This window comes from Aestuarium zhoushanense (genome assembly GCF_056431045.1).
In genome coordinates this window covers 97,714-116,582 of record NZ_JBWKMA010000004.1, presented here as the reverse complement: position 1 = coordinate 116,582, position 18,869 = coordinate 97,714, and the positions used below count along the sequence as shown (strand labels likewise).

General features: G+C 57.1%; 16 protein-coding genes. 4 read left to right on the top strand and 12 right to left on the bottom strand.

The window, feature by feature from the left end:
* Positions 1-200: 200 nt before the first annotated feature.
* Positions 201-1,283: a Zn-dependent alcohol dehydrogenase gene (locus tag AC07ED_RS02865; RefSeq protein WP_105234487.1), complete on the top strand. Its 1,083-nt coding sequence runs from the start codon at positions 201-203 to the stop codon at positions 1,281-1,283.
* Positions 1,284-1,310: 27 nt separating this feature from the next.
* On the top strand, positions 1,311-2,540 hold the full coding sequence (locus AC07ED_RS02860) for a mandelate racemase/muconate lactonizing enzyme family protein (RefSeq protein ID WP_105234486.1): 1,230 nt from the start codon (positions 1,311-1,313) through the stop codon (positions 2,538-2,540).
* A gap of 15 nt (positions 2,541-2,555) precedes the next feature.
* On the opposite strand, the gene AC07ED_RS02855 is transcribed toward AC07ED_RS02860, so the two are convergent.
* Complete coding sequence (locus AC07ED_RS02855) at positions 2,556-3,287, bottom strand: class II aldolase/adducin family protein (protein WP_105234485.1); 732 nt, start codon at positions 3,285-3,287, stop codon at positions 2,556-2,558.
* Entirely contained in the window at positions 3,284-4,432 is a 1,149-nt protein-coding gene (locus tag AC07ED_RS02850) for a TauD/TfdA family dioxygenase (RefSeq protein WP_105234484.1), read from the bottom strand. Before AC07ED_RS02850 ends, AC07ED_RS02855 begins: the two co-directional genes overlap by 4 nt.
* 112 nt (positions 4,433-4,544) lie before the next feature.
* Here AC07ED_RS02850 and AC07ED_RS02845 point away from each other — a divergent pair, with 112 nt between their 5' ends.
* Positions 4,545-5,429, top strand: coding sequence for a LysR substrate-binding domain-containing protein (locus tag AC07ED_RS02845; protein ID WP_105234483.1), 885 nt, complete (start codon positions 4,545-4,547; stop codon positions 5,427-5,429).
* A 1-nt stretch (position 5,430) separates the two neighbouring features.
* Here the strand turns inward: AC07ED_RS02845 and AC07ED_RS02840 are convergent, their stop codons facing one another.
* From AC07ED_RS02840 to bcoG, 6 genes are all read right to left on the bottom strand, one after another.
* Positions 5,431-7,053 carry an ABC transporter ATP-binding protein gene (locus AC07ED_RS02840; RefSeq protein ID WP_105234482.1) on the bottom strand — a complete coding sequence of 541 codons (1,623 nt, stop codon included), beginning with the start codon at positions 7,051-7,053 and terminating at the stop codon, positions 5,431-5,433.
* Positions 7,046-7,864, bottom strand: coding sequence for an ABC transporter permease (locus tag AC07ED_RS02835; protein WP_105234481.1), 819 nt, complete (start codon positions 7,862-7,864; stop codon positions 7,046-7,048). Before AC07ED_RS02835 ends, AC07ED_RS02840 begins: the two co-directional genes overlap by 8 nt.
* Entirely contained in the window at positions 7,861-8,820 is a 960-nt protein-coding gene (locus tag AC07ED_RS02830) for an ABC transporter permease (RefSeq protein WP_105234480.1), read from the bottom strand. Before AC07ED_RS02830 ends, AC07ED_RS02835 begins: the two co-directional genes overlap by 4 nt.
* Before the next feature lie 10 nt (positions 8,821-8,830).
* A complete protein-coding gene (locus tag AC07ED_RS02825) occupies positions 8,831-10,420 on the bottom strand; it encodes an ABC transporter substrate-binding protein (protein ID WP_105234479.1) in 1,590 nt (529 codons plus the stop codon).
* A gap of 96 nt (positions 10,421-10,516) precedes the next feature.
* Complete coding sequence (locus AC07ED_RS02820; protein ID WP_105234478.1) at positions 10,517-11,959, bottom strand: carnitine 3-dehydrogenase; 1,443 nt, start codon at positions 11,957-11,959, stop codon at positions 10,517-10,519.
* Positions 11,956-12,876, bottom strand: a complete 921-nt coding sequence (gene bcoG, locus AC07ED_RS02815; protein ID WP_105234477.1) for a 3-dehydrocarnitine:acetyl-CoA trimethylamine transferase BcoG — start codon at positions 12,874-12,876, stop codon at positions 11,956-11,958. Before bcoG ends, AC07ED_RS02820 begins: the two co-directional genes overlap by 4 nt.
* Before the next feature lie 148 nt (positions 12,877-13,024).
* Between bcoG and AC07ED_RS02810 the strand changes: the two genes are divergently transcribed.
* Positions 13,025-13,960 carry a GlxA family transcriptional regulator gene (locus tag AC07ED_RS02810; RefSeq protein WP_105234476.1) on the top strand — a complete coding sequence of 312 codons (936 nt, stop codon included), beginning with the start codon at positions 13,025-13,027 and terminating at the stop codon, positions 13,958-13,960.
* Here the strand turns inward: AC07ED_RS02810 and AC07ED_RS02805 are convergent.
* The 4 genes from AC07ED_RS02805 to AC07ED_RS02790 are packed head-to-tail and all read right to left on the bottom strand — an operon-like array spanning position 13,957 to position 18,806.
* Positions 13,957-14,826 carry an alpha/beta hydrolase gene (locus AC07ED_RS02805; protein WP_211096425.1) on the bottom strand — a complete coding sequence of 290 codons (870 nt, stop codon included), beginning with the start codon at positions 14,824-14,826 and terminating at the stop codon, positions 13,957-13,959. The genes AC07ED_RS02810 and AC07ED_RS02805 overlap by 4 nt on opposite strands.
* A gap of 2 nt (positions 14,827-14,828) precedes the next feature.
* Positions 14,829-15,614 (bottom strand): carnitinyl-CoA dehydratase, encoded by a 786-nt coding sequence (locus AC07ED_RS02800; protein ID WP_105234475.1) that lies wholly within the window; start codon positions 15,612-15,614, stop codon positions 14,829-14,831.
* A complete protein-coding gene (locus tag AC07ED_RS02795; RefSeq protein ID WP_105234474.1) occupies positions 15,611-17,644 on the bottom strand; it encodes an acetate--CoA ligase family protein in 2,034 nt (677 codons plus the stop codon). The genes AC07ED_RS02800 and AC07ED_RS02795 overlap by 4 nt, the downstream gene beginning before the upstream one ends.
* Before the next feature lies 1 nt (position 17,645).
* A complete protein-coding gene (locus AC07ED_RS02790) occupies positions 17,646-18,806 on the bottom strand; it encodes an acyl-CoA dehydrogenase family protein (RefSeq protein WP_105234473.1) in 1,161 nt (386 codons plus the stop codon).
* Between the last annotated feature and the right edge of the window lie 63 nt (positions 18,807-18,869).

Sequence of the window (18,869 nt, the reverse complement as noted above, 5' to 3'; positions counted from 1 at the left end):
ACCTTTGGAAAGCGCGCCGAACTTTCGATATACCATCAGCAAAATCAGGTAGTTCACACCTTTTTCCGCGTGAGATCACAGTTCTTTTGGCGTGACCTCATTCTAATTCGAACCAACATCAAAATTTGATCAAGTTTTTCCTTGTTCGACTCAAACAATCCGCGCAACCCTGCGTCGGAGGAATGAGGAGAGCCGAATAAATGCCACAAATTAAAGCCGCCGTTTGTCACGAGTTTGGGAAACCACTGGTAGTCGAAAAAGTTGAACTCCGCGCCCCAATCAGTGGCGAAGTTGAGGTGACACTTGCTGCCTGTGCGATTTGCCATTCCGATATCACATACGCGTCAGGCGCTTGGGGTGGATCGCTCCCCGCTGTGTATGGGCACGAGGCCGCTGGCCACATCACCGCGGTTGGCGACGGTGTCCACGGGGTCAAGGTCGGCGACCCCGTTGTCGTTACGCTGATCCGGTCATGCGGGACTTGTGCGCCCTGCTCTTCGGGCAAGCCAACGATTTGCGACACGTCTTATGACGGGGATCATGGGCCACTGAAAACGGTGGATGGAGGCAAGTTGCATCAGGCGATGGCGACGGGCGGCTTTGCTGAAAAGGTCGTTGTGGACCACAGTCAGGTCGTTCGTATCCCCGAAAACATGGACCTCGCGGCCGCCTCTCTGCTCGCTTGCGGCGTAATCACAGGCGTCGGTGCTGTGGTGAACGCAGCGCAACTTCGCGCGGGCCAAGATGTCGTCGTGATCGGCGCTGGCGGCGTGGGCCTGAACGCAATCCAAGGCGCACGGATCGCAGGTGCCCGTCGGATCGTTGCTGTCGACATGTCCGACGAAAAACTCGAAATCGCGAAGGATTTCGGCGCCACCGATACCGTTCTCGGCACCCAAGAGAACCCATGGCGCGCCGCAAAAGAGGCATTGGGCCGTGGCGCGGACGCGGTCTTTGTCACCGTGGGTGCTGCGGGCGCATACAACGATGCGCCCCGCTATATCGCAAAAGGCGGCAAGGTCGTGATGGTCGGCATGCCGCCATCAGGTGCCATGAGCCAATATGAGCCGGGCAACTTTGCCGCTGCGGGTCAGTCGTTGATCGGATCGAAAATGGGCGATGCGGTGATAAAGCGCGACATTCCATGGATGATCGACCTCTATGGCCAAGGACGTCTAAAGCTAGATGAATTGATCTCTGAGAAATACAGCTTGGATCAAATCAACGAAGCGATCGAGTCCACGAAAACGGGCACCGCAAAACGGAACGTCATCGTCTTTTAATCCCAGCCACAAACTGGAGGGCCTGATATGAAACTGGCCGATTTGGATATCATTGTCACCTCTCCAACCGCGCCAGGTTGGGGAGGGCGCTATTGGATTTTGGTGAAGGTCACGACCGACACAGGCATCGTGGGCTGGGGCGAATGTTATGCCTCCACCGTGGGACCAGAGGCCATGCGTCACGTCATCCGCGATGTGTTCGAACGACATATGGCGGGCGAAAATCCTGAAAATATCGAACTGATGTTCCGCCGCATTTATTCGTCTGGGTTCACGCAGCGCCCTGATCTGACGGTCATGGGCGCGTGGTCTGGTTTGGAAATCGCGTGCTGGGACATCCTTGGCAAAGATCGCGATCGCCCTGTTCATGCCCTGATCGGCGGCAAACTCAACGACCGTATTCGCGCCTACACTTACCTTTACCCGACCCGCGACACGCACACTTTGCCCGACTTTTGGGTTGATGCCGCGATGGCCGCTGAAAGTGCGCTGGATATGGTGAACAAAGGCTACACTGCCGTCAAATTCGATCCGGCAGGCCCCTACACCATTCGGTCGGGTCACATGCCTGCGATGCGGGACATCAGTCGATCCATTGAGTTTTGCGCCGCAATCCGAGAGGCCGTTGGTGACCGTGCTGACCTTTTGTTCGGCACGCACGGCCAGTTTTCGACGGGGGGTGCGATCCGCATGGGGGCCGCAATCGAAGCCTATTCGCCGCTCTGGTACGAAGAACCAATTCCGCCCGACACCCTGCGCGAAATGCAAAAGGTGGCCGAGGCCGTGAACATCCCAGTGGCGACAGGCGAACGCCTCACGACAACCCGTGAGTTTGCGGAGGCACTGCGCGCGGGCGTTCAAATTCTGCAGCCTGCCCTTGGGCGATCTGGCGGGATTTGGGAAACGCGCAAAATTGCTGTGCTGGCCGAGGCTTGGAACGCCCAAGTGGCGCCACACCTCTATGCGGGGCCGATTGAATGGGCCGCGAATATCCAGCTCGCCGCGACGATCCCGAATATTCTTATGGCAGAGACGATTGAGACCCCGTTCCATGCGGCGCTGATTAGAAACACGCTCTCGGTCGAGGACGGTTTTGTGACCGTTCCGGACGGCGCAGGCTTGGGTATCGACGTGGATGAAGACCTCGCTCGTGCCAATGCCTACGACGGTGACGGCTTGCATCTTCAAATGCAGGAAGCGCCAATCAGCTATCACGAAGAGAACGTGTTCGAAGGTGGGGCGCCCTCAAAAACCTGAGGCGCCCCTACCCTTTTATAAAGGCGGCAAGGTGCTGCGCAGATAGTCAAAGTGCTTCTGCGCCATGCCGCGATACGGCTTCCATCCGTCCGCGGTATTCTGGGCTACCGCATCCGACAAAACAGCCAATGGCTGGCCGCTGGACCGTGCAAGGATGATCGTCTGCGCGGCCTTTTCAAAGAAATAAAGGTCCTCAAACGCGTCAGCCACCGTTTCGCCGACGATGGTCACACCGTGGTTCCCCATGACGAGGACCGATTTGTCGCCGATGGACTCTGCCAACCGCTCCCCCTCTTCTTCTGCGTCCGCAATACCGCCGAAGGACAAATCATAAGCGGTGCGCCCGTAGAACCGCGCCGTGTTGTTGTCGATTGGAACAACCGTAGGGTCCTTCAAACAGGCCAAGGCCGTGGCGTAGGGCGAATGGGCATGCAGGATCACGCGGGCGTTGGGTAAACGGCGATGCAAGGTGCCATGAACGCACCACGCCGATGCATCAGGGGCATTGGGGCGCTCCATGATCCCTTCATCCCGACTGTCGAGCAACAAGAGGTCTTCGGGCTTGATCGTCGCAAAATGCTGCCATTTAGCGTTCAACAGGAACTCTTGCCCATCGGCAGAAACCGCCGCGCTGAAATGGTTCCCGACGCTCTCGCTCCACCCCAGCATGTGGCAGATACGAAACGCATCTGCCAAATCACGGCGTAGGGTGGCGGTGGCGTCCAGCGTCACAGTCGGTGCGTTCATGCCTTGAACCTTCCTTCGCTGACCAGTGCGCGATAGGTCGAGCGCATTTCACCGCGATCCACATAGCATCCGCGCAAGTAGCGATCCCCGCTCGTCGCGGAATAGGCCGCCCGACCGTGCACAATACGGTGGTTGTCAAAGACCATACATTCGCCGCCCTTCATCAGGAACCGCATCATATATTTGTCTTCTTGCAGCATTTTCCCAAAGCGGCAAAACGCAGGGTAGTAGTCGTCGAGAAGCGCCTGATCGAGATCGAAAATATCCGCCATGTGCTGGCTGATCGTGAGGCCAGAGACCTCGCCATGTTGATCCAATTCGATCACCGTCTGACGCGACCGCGAGTCATAGGTGTCGTGTTCACAGAAGAACGGGATCGACACTTCGGACAGGAGCTTGAACCCTTCGGGATCGCGTTTGCGGAAATCATTCGCCACGGCCACACCATCCGAATAGAGGCTCTGCCCCCCGTCCACGGTGTTCACCCGACAATGAAGGAACTGGATACCCGGCGCGAACTCTTCGGCGGGGGTGTCCGTATGCAGTTCGAGCGCCGCCGAGGTAAAGGCCGTATTCGTCGGGTTGATATGCGTTTTCACGTCAAAATAGTCGCCAAAGAACGTAGGCCGCACATAGCCCATCAGTTCTGCTGTTTGAGTGAGCCCCTCGTTGCTGTCAGGCATATCAGTCACGATGGTAAAGCCGTGGACCAGCATCGCCTCGATCCACGCGGCCCGCTTCGTCTTGTCAGCAACCAATTCTGGCTGGGAAAAGCGCGGGACGGTCGGATAATGATCGCTATACCACGCAACCCGCGGCAAATCGGCGGGATCGTGACGCGGCTTGGCGACTTTATACGTTTCCAACCAGTCGAGAGGCATGCGGGTCACATGATCCTCACCTGCCCAGTCGATCACCAATGCATCACCGTCAACAGCCGCCGAATTCGGGCGCGGCGCTGTGTCGAGGTGGAAAATGTCAAAGCTCCGCTCACGAGTGACCGAGCTAAACGATGATGGGCAGTTATCGCGCAGCCAGTAGTAGTTAAAGTAATGCGACCCGCCGTCGGACAGGGTGATGTGCAGACCTTTGTCACCGATTTCGGTCACATGTGGCGCGGTCATGGTTGAGCTCAGTTCGTTCATTGTATGGCCCCAAAAGGATGTTCGCTGAGGATAAACGTCTCACGGGAATAGCTTGCGCGATAGCTCGGTTAGTATAATCATTACTTAACCGTATAGTTATACTAAGACCGCGATGAACCACTTCCCCCCTCTCCGCCTTCTTGTCACCTTCGAGGCCCTATCGCGCCATGGTTCTATGCGCGATGCGGCAGCACGGTTGAACGTTACACAGCCCGCCGTGAGCCAGGCGATCAAGGCGCTCGAAGATTACATTGGGGTTAGGTTAATCGACCGATCCGTTAGGCCCTCACGCATGACGGAAGAAGGTGAACTCCTCGCCCGTGCTGTTCGCGAAGGACTTGGGCGCATCTCTGCTACGCTAGAAGACATTCGGGCGATGCAGGCAGATGCAGACCGTCAGATAACCGTGGCCTGCACGCTCGGCGTGGCCACATATTGGTTAATGCCCCGCTTATCGGGCTTCTATGATCGCCATCCCGAAATCACGGTTAACGTTCAGGCACCCGCCTCCGACCTCCCCGTCCTTTCGCCCGGCGTGGACATCGCGCTGCGTTACGGCGCGGGTGGCTGGCGTGAGGGCATCAATGGAAAGCTGTTCGACGAAATCGTGTGCCCTGTTGGTTCACCTGAACTGGTCGCGCGGTTGATGACTGACGGGCTTAACCTAGACACCGCACCCCTCATCCATGTGCGCAATCCGCACAACCAACACTGGGCGGGATGGGAGGATTACCTTGCCGCCAAAGGGATCACTCGTCCACGCAGCGGCGGTCAGAGTTTCAACAACTATGTCCAAGCGATGCAGGCCGTAATCGACGGACGCGGGCTGATGCTAGGCTGGCGGTCGATCACCGAACGCGCCGTCCTCGAGGGCACCCTGACTGAATGGCCGAACGGCGCGCACGACTTAGGCACGGCCTATTACATCTCAACGGGCGTTGACCCGTCGAAAGATGCGCTACTGTTCACCCAATGGCTCCGCGAAGAGGCCGCATAGGTTATTCCGCAGCCGTCCCCATAACCTCTTCCATCCAGCCCATGCGCAGTTCAGGCACAGATTTCAGCAACATATCGGTGTAGTCATCGAACGGCGGGGCGAGGACTTCGGATTTTTTGCCATAGCGGACAAGTTTACCGAGGTGCATCACTGCAATCGTGTCCGCAATCGCCCGAACAGTCGCAATGTCATGAGTGATGAACATGTAAGACACCTGTTCACGCTCTTGCAGATCTGCGAGCAGCTTCAGGATGCCTTCAGCGACCAAGGGGTCGAGGGCGCTCGTCACCTCGTCACATATGATCAGCTTGGGCTTTGCGGCAAGCGCCCGAGCGATACACACTCGCTGCTTTTGACCGCCCGATAGTTCCGCTGGATACCGATCGATGAACTTCTCACCCAGTTCAATTTCATCGAGCAGTTCAACCACACGATTGCGTAACTCTTTACCCTTCATACCGAAATAGAACTGCAACGGACGACCGATGATCGTGCCAACGGTCTGACGCGGGTTCATCGCGACATCAGCCATCTGGTAGATCATCTGCAATTCACGCAAGTCGTCCCGCGAGCGGGATTTTTGGTCGGGCGTCAATTGCCGACCATCAAACACCATTTGCCCCACGCTCAATGGCAAGAGCCCCGTGATCACCCGTGCCAAGGTCGATTTGCCCGAGCCAGACTCCCCCACCACAGCAAGGGTCGTCCCCGGTTGGATCGCTACGTTGATGTTCGACAACACATCGCGCGTCATTCCGCGATAATTGGCGCGCAGGCCTTTAACTTCGAGGATCGGCGGAAGGTCCGTATTCTTTTCCTCATGATCCTTGGCAACCACAGACACCAGCGCCTGAGTGTAGTCTTCTTTGGGTGCGGTGATGATCTGTTCAGCTGTGCCATATTCGACCGTCTTACCGTGACGCAGAACCATTATGTCGTCCGCGATCTGCGCAACAACGGCGAGGTCGTGAGTGATATAAAGCGCGGCCACCCCCTGATCCCGAATGGCCGCCTTGATCGCCGCCAAAACACCAAGCTGTGTCGTCACGTCGAGCGCCGTCGTCGGTTCGTCAAAAATCACCAAATCGGGCTGCGGACAGAGCGCCATTGCCGTCATCGCCCGCTGCAACTGGCCGCCCGAAACTTGGTGCGGATAACGGTTCCCAAAGCTTTCGGGTTCGGGCAGACCCAGTTTGCGGAATAGATCGACAGCGCGTTTTTCGGCCTCTGCCTTCGTTGCACGGCCATGCGTGATCGCGGCCTCTGTCACCTGCTCCATCAACCGTTTAGCAGGATTGAAAGCCGCCGCAGCAGATTGCGCGACATAGGTCACTTCTGCACCACGCAGCGACCGCAACACACGGCCACGGGCCTTGCGGATTTCACGACCGTTCAAATGGATCTCCCCACCCGAAAGCTCGATCCCGCCGCGACCATAGGCCATCGCAGAGAGGCCAATGGTCGATTTACCTGCCCCCGATTCACCGATCAGGCCCAGCACTTTGCCTTTTTCGAGCGTGAGGGACACACCATCGACAATCGTGATACGACGCGGCGCTTCACCGGGTGGATAGGCGGTGGCTTCGATCGTTAGGTTGTCGATCTGGAGAAGTGGCTTATCCATTGCGGCCCCCTTTCAACGATGATGTGCGGTCGAGCACCCAATCCGCCACGAGGTTGACGCTGATCGACAGCGCAGCGATTGCAATCGCGGGCAACAGCGCGGCTGGGATACCGTAAACAATCCCGTCTTTGTTCTCTTTCACGATACCGCCCCAGTCTGCATTTGGTGGCTGCACGCCAAGGCCAAGGAACGACAGCGTCGACACAAAGAGCACCATAAAGATAAAGCGCATCCCCGCTTCGGCTACCAACGGTGACAGCGCATTAGGCAGGATTTCACGGAAGATGATCCATGCGCGGCCTTCACCGCGCAACTGCGCTGCTTCGACAAAGTCCATGACTGCAATGTCGCTGGCAACAGCGCGGGACAAACGGAACACCCGCGTCGAATCCAAAAGCCCCATTACGAGGATCAGCACGGGGATGGTCACGGGCATAACCGACAGGACCACCAGCGCAAAAATCAGCGTCGGGATCGCCATAATCAAATCGACAAAGCGCGATAGAAGTTGATCAATCCAACCACCCACAACGGCAGCAAATAGACCTAGGACGGACCCCGTGACAAAGCTCACGACGGTCGCAGCAATCGCCACAAGGATCGTGGTGCGGCCGCCCCAAATGAGGCGCGACAACAGATCACGTCCGATATTGTCAGTGCCAAGCCAAAACTCGGATGACGCAGGTTCCCAAACATCGCCTACGATCTCGCTTAACCCATAAGGCGCGATGATGGGGGCCGCGATGGCGGAGAGGATGAAAAGACCAGTGATGAACAGCCCGATCAGGGCCGGAATGGGAACACGTCTCATTTCGGGTGCCTCAATCTTGGGTTCGCGAGGATCGAAACGATGTCAGCAAACATGTTCAGGAAGATGTAGACCGCCGCAAAGATCAGACCGCAGGCCTGCACAACGGGCACGTCACGTTTGGCCACGTGATCGACCAGATACTGGCCCATACCGGGGTAGACAAAGACCACCTCGACCACGACCACACCCACGACAAGGTATGCCATATTGAGCATCACGACGTTCACAATCGGCGCGATGGAGTTCGGGAAAGCATGGCGCCAGATTACCGACGAGCGGCGGATGCCTTTGAGCTCTGCCGTTTCGATGTAGGCCGACTGCATCACGTTCAACAGCGCTGCCCGCGTCATCCGCATCATGTGCGCCAGAACCACCATTACAAGGACGGCAATCGGCAGTGAAATCGCATGCAATTTATCGAGCATGCTCATCCGATCGTTCAGCATCGCAACAGACGGCGCCCAGCCGAGTTGCACAGCGACGTAATACATTAGGATGTAGCTCATCATGAACTCTGGCACCGAAATCGCCGAGAGTGTCACCGCAGAGATCAATTTGTCAGGCCAACGGCCCCGATAAAGAACAGAAATAAGACCCAAAGTGATCGCCAAAGGCACCGAAATAATCGCAGCCCATGCCGCAAGGAAAAGCGTATTTCCCATGCGATCTGCAATCGACTGACCGATATCACGACCATTGGTAAGTGACGTTCCCAGATCACCCTGCAAAACACCGCCCAGCCACGACATATACCGTTGATAGGCAGGAATGTTCAGGCCCAACTCTTCGCGCAGGTTGGCGAGGGATTCAGGCGTTGCAGATTGACCAAGGATCGCTTGGGCGACATCGCCCGGCAAAATTTGTGTGCCGAGAAAGATCATAATCGACACGAAAAAGATGAGAACGAGGCCCAGCGAAATTCGCTGGACCAAGAGTTTTAAAACAAGTGCGTTCATACCGCTGGCCTCAGGCCAGCCAGCACTTGGCAGGAGCCAAACCGTTCATGACTTCCCAGACGCCGTTTTCTTCCCAGCCCTGAACTTGATCGCTGACGCCTTCGACAAAGTCGTTGAACATCGGGCAGATCAGGCCGCCTTCGTCCGCAAGGATGTCTGCCATTTCGCGGTAGAGCTGCTTGCGACGACCTTCGTCCAGTTCGCCTTTGGCTTCAAAGAGTTTCGCGTCAAATGCTTCGCTCTTAAAGCGGGTGTCGTTCCAGTCTGCGGTCGACAGGTAAGCGGTCGAATACATCTGGTCCTGAACAGGACGGCCACCCCAGTAGGAGGCGCAGAACGGCTGAACGTTCCAAACTTCAGACCAGTAGCCATCGTTCGGCTCGCGGCTGATTTCCAGCGGGATACCACAGGCACGTGCGCTTTCTTGGAACAGTTGCGCTGCGTCAACTGCACCCGGGAAGGCACCTTCAGCAACGCGCAGGACGATCGGGCTGCCATCGTGACCCGATTTTTCGTAGTATTCACGCGCCAGTTCAGGGTTGTATTCGCGCTGCGGACGGGTGTCGTCGAACAGCGGGTATGCTGCGTTGATCGGAATATCGTTACCGATCGAGCCGTAGCCCTGAAGGATTTTCTCAACCATTTCACCACGGTTGATCGCATATTTCAGCGCCATCCGCAGATCTGGGTTGTCGAACGGTGCGGTGTCACAGTGCATGATGAACACGTAGTGACCACGGCCCGACACGTTCTTAACCGAGATACCCGGCGCGCGATTCAACAAGGCCGCAACTTTCGGTGCCACGCCGTTCACGATGTGAACCTGACCAGACTGCAGGGCCGCGTTACGGGCGGTTGCGTCGTTGATCACAGCGAATTCAACACCGTCAAAGTGACCGCGGCTGCTATCCCAGTAATCCGCGAATTTTTCAAAGGTGTAGCGCACGCCCGGCTCAACCTCGACCACGCGGTACGGACCAGTGCCGATACCTGCACCTGGATTGTCACGGCCACCGTTCGGCTGGATCACGAGGTGATAGTCCGACATCAGGAACGGAAGGTCAGCGTTTGCATCGGTCAGTTCGACGATGAAGTTGTCACCATCGACACTCATGTTCGCAATGCCCTTCATGATGCCCAGAGCACCCGACTGCGCGTTCTCATCCGAGTGACGCAGCATGGTTTCCATGACGTCGTTCGCGGTCATCTCAGAACCGTCGTGGAACTTTACGCCCTGACGGATTTTGAAGGTCCATGTTTTCGCATCGGGGCTGGAGAACACATCGGTCGCCAGACGCATATCGAGCGAACCATCGCCGTTTACGTCGAGAAGCGTTTCACCAAAAGTGCGCATCGCGTGGAACGAAACCTGTGCGAGCGACAGCGCTGGATCGAGGGAGTCGGTGCTTTCACCACCGCCAAGACCCATTTTCAGGATGCCGCCTTTTACTGGTTCGCTTGCCAGTGCCGCACGGAACGGCATTACGCCCCCGATCAAAGCACCAAAGCCGAGCGCACTGGCTCGGCCCAACAATTGACGGCGTGACAGTCCATTGCTGCTGAAACGCTGATAAGTCGAAGTCTTTTTCTGGTCAGTCATTTCTAGTTCCCTGTTGTTGGTTAGACCATTTTTCGTCCCCGTTTTCGGGGTATTAATGGGCCCCGATTTTTCGGGACCCTAATCTGAAATCGGCACTTACCCCGCTGCGCGCGGCTGACCGACATATCGCCCAACACCCTCCGTTTGGTATGCTGCATGGCTTTGCGCTAAATCGGCAAGCTTTTTTGCAACCTCGGGTTTTGGTTCGCAGGTTCGGCGGGCGTTTAAATCGGTGTGAAGAAGAAGGGTTTCCACAGTCGCGGAGAGTGTTCCATCCGACCGCCATAGGCGATGGAACAGATGCATCTTCTTGCCTTCACCGCTTAAAACCTGCGTTGTGATCGTCAACTGATCACCTGCGTGCACCTCGTCTAAGTACCGAATGTGACTTTCAACGGTAAAGTAACTTAGACCAGAAGCGACGTATTGAGCATCAGCACCGACCAATTCCATCAACCTATCAGTCGCAAGAGACGCTGCCTCTAGGTAATGTGTTTCGTTCATGTGGCCGTTGTAATCCGTCCAGCTGGTCGGAACTTGGCGACGCACGGTGACGGGGAGCCCATCCTTTTCTTCGGTTAAATCCAGAGAGGATTCATGGGTTTTCACCACTCCACCCGCGCCCGAACCCGTCCGTTTCAGCGCCCGCACCATGCCGACGATGTTGTCATCGCGCAGACGTTCTAATTCACGGATCGACATATGGCCGGATTGCGCATCCGATTGCCCCGCAATCAGATCGACAAGCTCGTCCGTAAAGTCGGGCACATCCATGAGTTTCGTCCACGGCCACGACAGGCACGGTCCGAACTGCGCCATAAAGTGCTTCATGCCAGCTTCGCCGCCCGCAATGCGGTAGGTTTCAAACAGGCCCATTTGGGCCCAGCGGATGCCAAAGGCCATGCGGATGGCTTCGTCGATTTCCTCGGTGGTCGCGACACCGTCTTGGACCAGCCAAAGGCTCTCGCGCCAAACTGCTTCGAGCAAACGATCCGCGATATGCGCATCGATTTCCTTGCGCACGATCAGCGGGAACATCCCGATGCTTTTGAGCGTTTCAGCGGCGGCTGCAGTGCGTTCAGGCGCGCCAACCAGTTCGACCAACGGCAAAAGGTAAACAGGATTGAACGGGTGCGCGACAACAGCGCGTGCGCCTTTTTCGTTCAGTTCGGACGGTTTGAACCCAGACGTCGACGACCCAATGATCGCACCTTCGGGTGCCATTTGCGAAAGGGAACCAAGAACCTTGTGCTTTAGGTCCAGCCGCTCAGGAACGCTCTCTTGGACCCAGTCCACATTCGACACAGCATCGCCCATATCGTCGCAAAAGGTCAGCGTTCCCTCGGCGGGCAACGCCCGATCATAGAGCGCCGGCAGCGCACGACGAGCATTCGCAATCACCTCGCCGATTTTGCGTTCGGCCTCGGGATCGGGGTCAAAGACATTGACGTCCCATCCATTCAGCAAAAACCGAGCAGCCCAACCGCCGCCGATGACACCACCACCAATGACGGCGGCTTTTTTACGTTTCGCGATCATGCCATCACCTTGGGTGCACGTTTCACGAGGCCAAGTTTTGCGCGGACTTCCTCAGGCCCGATCACACGAGCACCCAAGTTTTCGATAATCGTCACCGACCGCTCAACGAGTTGCGCGTTGGTCGCCAACTGCCCTTTGCCAAGCCAGAGGTTATCTTCGAGCCCAACCCGCACGTTGCCACCTGCCAGAACCGCAGCAGCCACATAAGGCATCTGATCGCGGCCAAGGCTGAACGCAGACCAGTTCCAGTCAGCAGGTACAGCGTTCACCATCGCAAGGAAGGTGTTCATGTCGTTCGGCGCGCCCCACGGCACACCCATGCACAGCTGAACGAGGGCCTGACCGTCGAGCGTGCCTTCTTCCACCAATTGCTTAGCGAACCAAAGGTGCCCCGTATCAAAGGCTTCGATTTCAGGCTTCACGCCGAGTTTGGTCATCATGCCGCCCATCGCCCGCAGCATCCCCGGCGTGTTGGTCATGACGTAATCAGCTTCTGCAAAGTTCATCGTGCCGCAGTCCAGCGTGCAAATCTCTGGAAGGCATTCTTCGATATGAACCATCCGTTCGGTCGCGCCGACCATATCGGTTGCGGCGGCATTCACTGGGAACGGTGCTTCGGTCGATCCGAAAACGATATCGCCCCCCATCCCTGCGGTCAGGTTCAGCACCACATCAACCTCAGCATCGCGGACACGTTCGGTCAATTCACGATAGAGCGCGGGGTCGCGAGAGGGTTTACCCGTTTCAGGATCACGCACGTGACAATGAACAATCGCGGCGCCCGCTTTTGCTGCATCAATCGCGCTATTCGCGATCTGCTCTGGACTGCGCGGAACATGCGGCGACCGGTCTTGCGTCGCGCCAGACCCTGTAACAGCACAGGTGATAAAGACCTCTTTATTCATTGCCAACGGCATCGAGAACTCCTGACAAACATCGGTAGGGGTCAGTTGGCGCAAAGCAGATGTTCGATTCCAACCACCTATTTGTAAAAATGGTATGGCGGAGATGTCGGTTTTATTGTTCTTATTGTGACAATAAATCGTCCAATACGGTCAGAATGCGATGAAAACAGTCACTGTCCTGCTCTACGATGGGTTCTCGAATATGGTGCTGTCGTGCCTCCTCGAACCGCTCCGCGCAGTGCGGGATCAGGGGCAGGCTGATCTATCGTGGCGCATTGTGACACCACACGACGGCCCAGCGCAGAGTTCGAGCGGGCTCAAGATTTCACCTGATTGTTCTATTGCAGAGGTGGGGCGATCTGACCTTCTAATTGTCGTCAGCGGCTACGGATTTCGTGACTATTCGAAGCCAGAACAACTCGCCCCACTGCGCAGACTGACACGTCAGGCCGACGCAATCCTTGCAGCAGATACAGGCAGTTGGATTTTAGCGGCAGCAGGTTTGCTCGACGATCAAACGGCGACGATCCACTGGGCCGTTATTTCCGATTTTACCGAGGAATTCCCACGAACCCGCATCAGTTATGATCGATTTGTCAAAGGTAGCCGCATCTCGACCTGCGGCGGGGCCTCGACCGCGATGGAGCTGATGTTGGCGCTGATCTCGGACCAGTTTGGTCCTGCAAACGCGTTTATCGCCTCAACGATGTTCCTTCACGATGCAGAACGTCAGCAAACGACGGGGCGCGGGGCGAATAGGTTAGAAGGCAAAGGCACAGCGCAGCTTCGGCAAATCGTTAACCTGATGGTTGAAACAATTGAGATACCCCTGACCCTCGAAGAGCTTGCGCAGCGGTCTGGCCTCACGCGCCGAACCCTCGACCGTCTATTCCAAGCCGAACTCGCCATGTCTCCTGGTCGCTACTACCAACTGATGCGCCTCAGCCATGCGAGGGACCTCGCCGCCAGCACTGATTTCGACCTCGATTCGATTGCCATTCGTTGCGGATATTCATCGGCCTCTGCGTTGGGCAAGGCCTTCAAACATGCCTTTGGTCACCCAATCCGCAAATCACATGGCAACCGCCCGCACTAACCTGCCAAATGGGCAATTGCGTTGATGATCTGAGCAAAGGCGCGTCGGGTCATATCGCTCCGATCACGTGCACGGAGCCAGCCATGCACCAAACCGTCCTGCTGGTGCAAATGGACCTCGCCTTGGATGGCATCCGCATATCGAACGGCATCGTCACAAAGTGGATCACATTCCGCTGGAAATAGCCAAGTGGGTGGTAACGCGCAGAGGTCGCCAAGCGCCGGGATCAGCCGCGGATCATCAGGCGATCCCCCTCTTACGTCCGCGTAAAATGCCAGATCAGCAGTCGAGAGGAGAGGCGCATCTGCGTGGACATTGAAACTTCCGCCTGTCGCTGGATACCCAATCATCGGATAGATCAGGACCTGCCCCACCAACCCCAAATCGGCCCGTGTTCCAGCAATGGCGGCGCAAAGCGTTCCACCTGCGCTATCGCCACAGAGGATAACAGGCCCCTCAACGCAGAGTGCCTCGGCAACCGCGACCGTATCGTCGTAGGCCGCTGGGTGGGGGTGTTCGGGCGCAAGACGGTAATCCACTGACACCACTCGACATCCCGTCCGATCCGCTATCTCAGCGCAAACGTCATCGTGGCTCTCTAACCCACCCAGAACAAAGCCGCCGCCGTGTGCGTATAGAACCGTGGTCTTGGTTTTAGGTCCGTAGAGCCGCACAGGAACGCCCGCGATCAACTGATCTGACACCTGCAGACCTTCGGGCCGACCTGCATGAAAATGCGCGGCCATGGTATCATAAACCCGCCTTTGCGCAGCCCAATCGGTTGGGTCGAGGTCATCGGGATAAAAGGCCAGTGTCTCGTCGATGAAGGCCAGGATTTCCGACGAAAGATACTGGCGATAGTCCACGATCAGCGTCCCTTCCAAACAGGGTCACGTTTTTCGGCAAAGGCACGCGCCCCTTCCAACTGATCCTCAGACCGATAGAGCCGTTCGACAGTCGCAAACTGGCTTTTGGTGATGCGGTTCATGGCATCTTGGAACTTCATGTCCTCGGCCTCGCGCACGATCTCTTTGATCGCGGCAAAGACGAGAGGCGGGCCATCAGCCAATTGCGCGGCGAGTTTATGCGCCTCCTCCATGAGGGTCGCGGCGGGCAAAATACGATTGACCAATCCCCAACCCGCGGCCTCTTCGGCATCGAACCAACGGCCCGTCAACAGCATCTCCATCGCGATGTGATAAGGGATGCGTTTCGGCAATTTGATCGACGCCGCATCAGCCACGGTCCCCGACCGAATTTCTGGAAGTGCAAAGGTCGCGTGATCGGCGGCGAGGATGATATCGGCACTCAGGGCCAACTCTAACCCACCACCACATGCAATCCCGTTCACCGCAGCGATCACAGGCTTATTGAGGTCACGCAACTCTTGCAGTCCACCAAACCCGCCTTTGCCATAATCCCCGTCGACGGCATCGCCACCAGCGGCAGCCTTGAGATCCCAACCAGGGCAAAAGAATTTATCACCTGCTCCCGTGATGATCGCCACACGCAAGTCGTCATCATCACGGAATTCCGTGAAAACCTCACCCATCTGACGGCTGGATTCCAGATCAATCGCATTCGCCTTTGGGCGGTCCAATACGACCTCAAGAACGGCACCATGACGGGTAACATGCAGCGGGGATTGGGTCATTGATTTCCTCCCATTCGGATCAGCGCATCGACCGCGATGGCCTCATTTTGTCCGCAAAGTAGCGGATTGATTTCGACTTCTTTCAACGCGTCTTGGTTCGCCTGCACAAACTCTTGCACAGAGAGAACCGCCGCGACAATCGCATCTACATTGGCGCCCGCCTTGCCACGATAGCCCTGTAACAGGGGGAAACAACGCAAACGGCAGAGCGCATCTTCGACTTCTGCAGAAGAAACCGGCAGGAGGAGCGACACTGTATCTGACAGAATTTCCGTCAGGACTCCCCCTGCCCCAATGGTCAGAACGAACCCGTGTGCAGGGTCACACAAGACGCCGACCAGAAGCTCTGCAACTGTTTCGGTGATCATCTCTTCGACTAAGAAGTCGGAACATGGCATCGCGTCAGCGGCAGCTTTGACCGCTTCCGCATTCGTAAGCCCCACGCGAACGGCGCCCGCTTCGGTTTTATGCGCAAACCCGATCCCCTTGAGTACGACGGGAAACCCCAGATCGTTGGCGGCGTCACCTGCGTCTTTGGCGCTATTGACCACGGCGGATTTTGGCACACGAAGGCCATGATGACTGAGCGCAGACTTTGCTTCTGCCTCGGTCAGCGTTTCCGCATCCTCCCGCAGGTTTGGCAAAAGCAGCGGCACCTGTGAGGTCGCATGAACCTGCGACGCAGCGGCAATCGCGGCGAGCCCATCGGCCATACCGCACAGCGGCACAACGGACCGTTCCATTGCCTCGGCCGCAATCGCTTCTGGCATCCCCTCAGCCATGCTCGCCAGCAAAGCCATCGGTTTTCCCGTAGCGGCGGCGGTGTCGGCTACCGCGTTCAGGACCAATTTCCACTCTGGCGCGGCAAAACGATCCTCGCGCGGGAAATCCAGAACCACGCAGCCCATGGCCAAATCGCCCTCCATCATCGCGGTAAAGCATCGTGTCAAAGCGGCCTGATCGCCCCAGATATAGGTGTGATAATCCAACGGATTGGCCAAGGCGACCTTGGGACCGAGCGCCTCGCGCAGGGCATCTGACTGAGCGACATTCAGCGGCGGATAATCAATGCCACAGGACATCCCTATGTCCGCCATGAGTGACGCTTCCCCGCCAGAGCATGACATCGACGCGATCTTATTCGAGGACAGCCCGCCCGTCACATGCAGGACCTTGAGCGTTTCCAATAGTGCGGACGGGCTATCGACCTGCGCGAACCCCAACCGCCGCATAAGGGCCTTTGCGCCTGCATCGCTCCCCGCGAGGGAGGCGGTATGGGACACGGTCGCTTGCTGCGCTTGATCTGAGGCGCCGACCTTCATCACAACAACGGGTTTGCCTAATCGCTTCGCCGTATCCGCCAAGGCCTCGTAAGCGCGAAGATCATTCACTCCCTCGATATGAAGCCCCAAGGCCGTCACGCGCGGATCAGAGAGCAGTGCGGCACCAATATCGGCCATGCCCATCTGCGCCTGATTGCCGACCGTGACCACATAAGCCACGGGCAACCCACGCCGCTGCATAGTCAGATTAATGGCAACGTTTGAGGACTGTCCAACGATGGCAACGCCTTTGTCGCACGGTACCATCCCATGCACATCGGGCCAGAGTGCCGCCCGATCCAACGCGTTCACAAACCCATAGCAGTTTGGCCCAAGGATCGGCATGTCACCAGCCGCAGCGACAAGTTGCTCTTGGAGACCATCGCCATCGGCGAGCTCGGACGACGCCTCTCTAAACCCTGATGCGAAACAGACGGCACCTCCTGCCCCACGCGCCGCAAGGTCAGAAACGACGCCAATGGTTGCCTCACGGTTCACACCGATAAAGGCCGCATCGGGCGCTTCGGGCAAAGCCTCGATCGAGGCATAGGCTGTGACCCCCGCGACCTCCGCTCGGGTCGGATGCACAGGCCAGATATGTCCGTCAAAACCAATCCGCTGGCATTCGCGGATGATATTCGCGCACCAACTGCCCCCTCCAACAACCGCGATGGAGCGAGGCTTCATCAGGCGATCAAGTGCCACCATGTTAGGCTCCCAAAGGACGGAACAGGTCACGGCTGATGATGTGGCGCTGAATTTCACTGGTGCCATCCCAGATCCGCTCAACCCGCGCATCGCGCCAGAACCGTTCGATCGGGAAGTCATCCATGAGCCCCATGCCGCCGTGAATTTGCAATGTCGCATCGGTCACACGCGCCAGCATTTCCGAGGCGTAGAGCTTTGCGCTGGCGATCTCTCGGTTCGCCTCCATCCCTTGATCCAGACGCCACGCGCCAGATAGCGTCAACCAATCCGCGGCGTCGATTTCTGTAATCATGTCGGCGATCTGAAAACTGATCCCTTGAAATTTCGCGATCTGCTGACCGAACTGTTTCCGCTCTGCCGCGTAGCTGAGCGCGTGATCGAAACACCGCCGTGCACGCCCCACGCAGAACGCGGCGACGGTCAAACGGGTCGCATAGAGCCATTCGTTCATAACAGCAAACCCACCGTCAACCTCGCCCAAAACCTGCGCATCAGGAAGGCGGCAATTGTCGAAGTAGAGGATGTAGTTTTTATACCCACGATGCGACACCGAGGCGTAACCCTCGCGCACTTCAAAACCGGGTGTCCCGCGATCAACGAGGAAACAAGTGATCCGCTTTTTTGGACCCTTCGGCGTGTCATCGACGCCCGTCGCAACGAACACGATGAAAAAATCCGCGTGTTCGGCACCAGAAATGAAGTGCTTTGACCCGTTGATCACCCAATCGCCGCCATCGCGTTGGGCCTGACATTTCATCCCCCGCACATCAGACCCAGCATCTGGTTCCGTCATGGCGAGGGCATCCATTTTCTCACCGCGAACGGCGGGCAAAAGGTATTTCTCTTTCTGCTCCCCCTCGCAGGCCATCAAGATATTCTGCGGGCGCCCAAAGAAGTGGGTCAGTGCCATAGACCCGCGACCGAGTTCACGTTCGACAAGCGTAAAATCGAGGTGCGACAGCCCAGCGCCGCCGACCTCTTCGGGAAAATTGCAGGCATAAAACCCGAGGTCGATGACCTTTTGTTTGATCTCTAACCCCAGTTCCAGCGGCACCTGCCCAGTGCGTTCAACCATGGCCTCATGCGGGTAGATTTCGTTCTCTACAAACGCCCGCACGGTGTTCACGATCATGTCTTGTTCTTCGCTCAGCCCAAAGTGCATGGCGTTCTCCCCTTGTCGCGTTGGATCAAGGATGCGAGAAGTTGCCAAAGCATATCATGCAGA

Coding starts and splice junctions, on each gene's coding strand:
- AC07ED_RS02830 (WP_105234480.1), bottom strand. CDS start 8,820: ATGAACGCACTTGTTTTAAAACTCTTGGTCCAGCGAATTTCGCTGGGC.
- AC07ED_RS02795 (WP_105234474.1), bottom strand. CDS start 17,644: ATGGTGGCACTTGATCGCCTGATGAAGCCTCGCTCCATCGCGGTTGTT.
- AC07ED_RS02845 (WP_105234483.1), top strand. CDS start 4,545: ATGAACCACTTCCCCCCTCTCCGCCTTCTTGTCACCTTCGAGGCCCTA.
- AC07ED_RS02810 (WP_105234476.1), top strand. CDS start 13,025: ATGAAAACAGTCACTGTCCTGCTCTACGATGGGTTCTCGAATATGGTG.
- AC07ED_RS02835 (WP_105234481.1), bottom strand. CDS start 7,864: ATGAGACGTGTTCCCATTCCGGCCCTGATCGGGCTGTTCATCACTGGT.
- AC07ED_RS02840 (WP_105234482.1), bottom strand. CDS start 7,053: ATGGATAAGCCACTTCTCCAGATCGACAACCTAACGATCGAAGCCACC.
- AC07ED_RS02825 (WP_105234479.1), bottom strand. CDS start 10,420: ATGACTGACCAGAAAAAGACTTCGACTTATCAGCGTTTCAGCAGCAAT.
- AC07ED_RS02865 (WP_105234487.1), top strand. CDS start 201: ATGCCACAAATTAAAGCCGCCGTTTGTCACGAGTTTGGGAAACCACTG.
- AC07ED_RS02860 (WP_105234486.1), top strand. CDS start 1,311: ATGAAACTGGCCGATTTGGATATCATTGTCACCTCTCCAACCGCGCCA.
- AC07ED_RS02855 (WP_105234485.1), bottom strand. CDS start 3,287: ATGAACGCACCGACTGTGACGCTGGACGCCACCGCCACCCTACGCCGT.
- AC07ED_RS02850 (WP_105234484.1), bottom strand. CDS start 4,432: ATGAACGAACTGAGCTCAACCATGACCGCGCCACATGTGACCGAAATC.
- AC07ED_RS02790 (WP_105234473.1), bottom strand. CDS start 18,806: ATGCACTTTGGGCTGAGCGAAGAACAAGACATGATCGTGAACACCGTG.
- AC07ED_RS02800 (WP_105234475.1), bottom strand. CDS start 15,614: ATGACCCAATCCCCGCTGCATGTTACCCGTCATGGTGCCGTTCTTGAG.
- AC07ED_RS02820 (WP_105234478.1), bottom strand. CDS start 11,959: ATGATCGCGAAACGTAAAAAAGCCGCCGTCATTGGTGGTGGTGTCATC.
- bcoG (WP_105234477.1), bottom strand. CDS start 12,876: ATGCCGTTGGCAATGAATAAAGAGGTCTTTATCACCTGTGCTGTTACA.